This is a genomic window from Halorubrum sp. AJ67, assembly GCF_000513435.1.
The window spans coordinates 205,295-208,355 of the sequence record NZ_CBVY010000003.1 but is presented as its reverse complement, the minus strand read 5'-3'; the positions used below and the strand labels follow the sequence as shown (position 1 = coordinate 208,355).

General features: G+C 64.5%; 2 protein-coding genes and 2 pseudogenes. 3 read left to right on the top strand and 1 reads right to left on the bottom strand.

Annotated elements, in window-relative coordinates:
* Together BN903_RS17925 and BN903_RS04590 are read left to right on the top strand one after the other, a co-directional pair.
* Positions 1 to 171: pseudogene (locus tag BN903_RS17925) on the top strand (DUF726 domain-containing protein); the annotation flags it as partial.
* 118 nt (positions 172 to 289) lie between these two features.
* On the top strand, positions 290 to 1,132 hold the full coding sequence (locus BN903_RS04590; protein WP_048076595.1) for a translation initiation factor eIF-2B: 843 nt from the start codon (positions 290 to 292) through the stop codon (positions 1,130 to 1,132).
* A gap of 11 nt (positions 1,133 to 1,143) precedes the next feature.
* Here the strand turns inward: BN903_RS04590 and BN903_RS04585 are convergent, their stop codons facing one another.
* On the bottom strand, positions 1,144 to 2,421 hold the full coding sequence (locus BN903_RS04585; RefSeq protein WP_048076594.1) for an RNA-guided endonuclease TnpB family protein: 1,278 nt from the start codon (positions 2,419 to 2,421) through the stop codon (positions 1,144 to 1,146).
* A gap of 313 nt (positions 2,422 to 2,734) precedes the next feature.
* On the opposite strand from BN903_RS04585, the pseudogene BN903_RS04580 reads away from it, so the two are divergent.
* Positions 2,735 to 3,061: pseudogene (locus tag BN903_RS04580) on the top strand (hypothetical protein); the annotation flags it as partial.

Sequence of the window (3,061 nt, the reverse complement as noted above, 5' to 3'; positions counted from 1 at the left end):
CCTCCGACCGGACCCGCGCGGTCGGTCACGGGGGGGCACCCGGACGCCGCGACCGCGCCGGACGGCTACGCGAACGTCGAGGTCACGGACCTGGTCGCGGACCACTACTCGTATCTGGAGCCGGGAGAGGGGTGTCTTCCGCGCGCGGTCGACCGGATCGGACTTGACTGAGATCGGATTTGACTGAGATCAGATCCGACTGAGAGCGGTCTCGACCGTCGGGCGAGCCTCGACCGAGAACGCGTCCGTCCCCGGAACCCCTTTTACCGGCGCGGTCGACCGTTCGGGCATGATCGACGAGACCGTCGCCGAGATCCGGGCGATGCGGACCCACAGCACGTCGGCGGTGGCCGTGAAGGCGACGCGGTCGCTCGCGGACCTGCTCGACCGCGAGTACGTGGCCGTCGACGAGTTCGAGCGCGATCTCGAACACAACGCGGGCGTGTTGCGCCGGTCGAACCCCTCCCACGCCGCGCTCCACAACGCGATGCGCGAGGTCGAGCGTTCCATCGTCGGCGAGGCGACGAGCGTCGAAGGCGCGAAACAGCTCTTGGAGGACGTGATCGCCCGCGTCGTCGACGACATCGAGACCGCGAAGGGCGAGGCGGCCGCCAACGCGGCCGAACACATCGAGGACGGTGACACGCTCTTAGTCCACGACTACTCGACGACCGTGCTGGAGGCCATCGAGAACGCCGCGCGCGACGGCGCGCACCTGACCGTCTACGTCACCGAGGCGCGCCCGCGGACCCTCGGCCGCAAGACCGCGCGCGTCCTCGCCGGGATGTCCCGCGTCGAGACGCGGATGGTCGTCGACAGCGCGATGGGGTACGCCCTCCGCGACTGCGACCGCGTCCTCCTCGGGATCACCTGTATCACCGGCGGGACCTACTACAACCGGATCGGGACGTTCCCGCTCGTCGTCACCGCCCGCGAACTCGGCGTCCCCGTCACCGCGGTCGGCTCGGGCGCGAAGACCATCGAGGAGTTCCGGTTCGAAAACGAGTTCCGCGACGCCGTCGAGGTGATGCGCGAGCCGGTCGAGGACGTGGAAATCGAGAACCCCAGCTACGACGCCACCCCGATCGGCATGATCGATACCGTGATCACCGACGACGGCGTCCGCAAGTAAACTACCCCACCCTACTCGCTCACGGCTTCGCCGTTCGCTTCGTTGAGGGTGGGGCTTTCGCGTGGACTCCCGCTCTGGCCGGAATCTCCGGCAGGAGGTTCAAATTCTCCGTTCGCGTTCAACATCCCGCGATTCAAGCGCACGCCTACGGGTGCGCCTCCGCCGTCCCCAGTTTGGTTACGGCGGAGATACCGCAGACCGATGTTCTTCGCCGCGTTGTAGTCGGCGTGGTTTTTGTAGTTGTACTTCAGGCACTCAAACTCCTCACCGTTGCGGTTGTCTGGGTGCGTGAAGCCACACGTTGAACACCGACGAGACGTGTTCTCCGGCTCCACTCGTCCAACCGTAATACCGCGTGGTTCGGCCTTGTACTCAACGTACTCGTACAGCCGCTCGAAGGCCCACTTGTGCCCCCACGCCGCTTCGGGAACTCTGTCACGGATGCCAGTCAACTCCTCAAGGACGATAACCGTACACCCGTTCTCGGTGGCTTCCTCAATGATGCCGTTGGCAATCCCGTGGAGTGTCATCTTGAACCGCCCCGTCTCCTTCCGCTCGACTGCCTGTATGTTCTCGTGGGCGTGACGACTTCCGCACTGTTGGAGTGATGCCCGCCGCTTCTCGTACTCGCGCCGCCAGTGGTCAAACTCGTCGCCGCTCCAAAATGTGCCTGTCGAAGTGACCGCAAGTTGGTTCACGCCGAGGTCAACGCCGAGGACTGTGCTGTGCCCAGTCGTTGCCTGTTCCGGCGTGTCAGACTCCAACTCCGCCTTTGTTCGGAGATGAAGGAACCACTCGCCCCACTTGTGGTGGAGTTCCGCGCCCGTCACCTCGTAGTCGTTATGATCGAGATACCGACTGTGAGGCGTGTCCCGCTCCGGGTCAGGGAGTACGTAGTCAACTTCGATGCGTCCGTCCACGGTTGCCAGCGACACGTACTCGTCGTGGAAGGTCGCACACCGCTTGTCGTACACAGCGGTCGGGGTCGAGAAGTGCGGTTTGCCCGCGTACTCGCCCTGTTTCCAGCGGGCGACGACGCTCTGTACGGCGTCGGCGGCCTTGTTGCGGGCGTTCTGGACGAGGTTCGCGTGTAAGCGTGTCTGATGGCGTACCTCGTCGTAGGTTTCCTCCTGTAATTGAGCCTTGCTGGCCGTCTTATATTCGCCCTGCCAAGCGTGGTCTACGACGTAGTTGGCGGCCCACAGAAACTCGTCTACTGTTTCGCGCAGAAGTGCGGCGTCGTCGCTGTCCACGTCGAGTTTGACCGGGACAGTTCGCCGCACTTCCATACGTCAGATGTGTGCCCGGTGATTTATCAACGTTGGGAGAAAGGACGGCAACAGTTCGTGGGATGTGGCAGGATTGTCGGCTTCCTCTCCGGCCTACTCACTCGCTCCGCTCGCTCCTTGAGGCCGGAGGCTCCGCCTCGAATACGCTGACTCCGGGCCGAACCGAGACTCGAACCGAGGCCCCGACCGAACCGAGGCCCAAGCCGGACCCTTATCCGAACCTCCGTCCGAACCCGACGGAATTCGATCTCTCGCGCCGGACGCCGAGCGGCGGACCAAAGAGATTTGTGCGTGTAACGTGTTAACAAACGCGATGAGTGTACATACGGGCTCGACGGCGGTCTTTCAGATACCCGATCAGGAGGTGACGGCGGCCGGGTGTTCGAACGCCTGGTGTGAACTGAGCGCGGTCGTAACCGAACCGGAGGTCGTCGCGGCGGTGGCGTTCGGCGGGGTGATCGCGCTGCTCGCGTTCGCGTACGTCCGCGACGCCGAGGCCGCCTGCCGAGGAGAGCGACGGCGCGTCCTCGACGAGCGGGACGCGTTCGAGGCGTTCGCCGATCGGGTGGCCGAGATGGACACCGTGACGGTCCCGACGACTCGACCCCTACGTCGTGGAGGCAAGGCACNCAGGGATAGG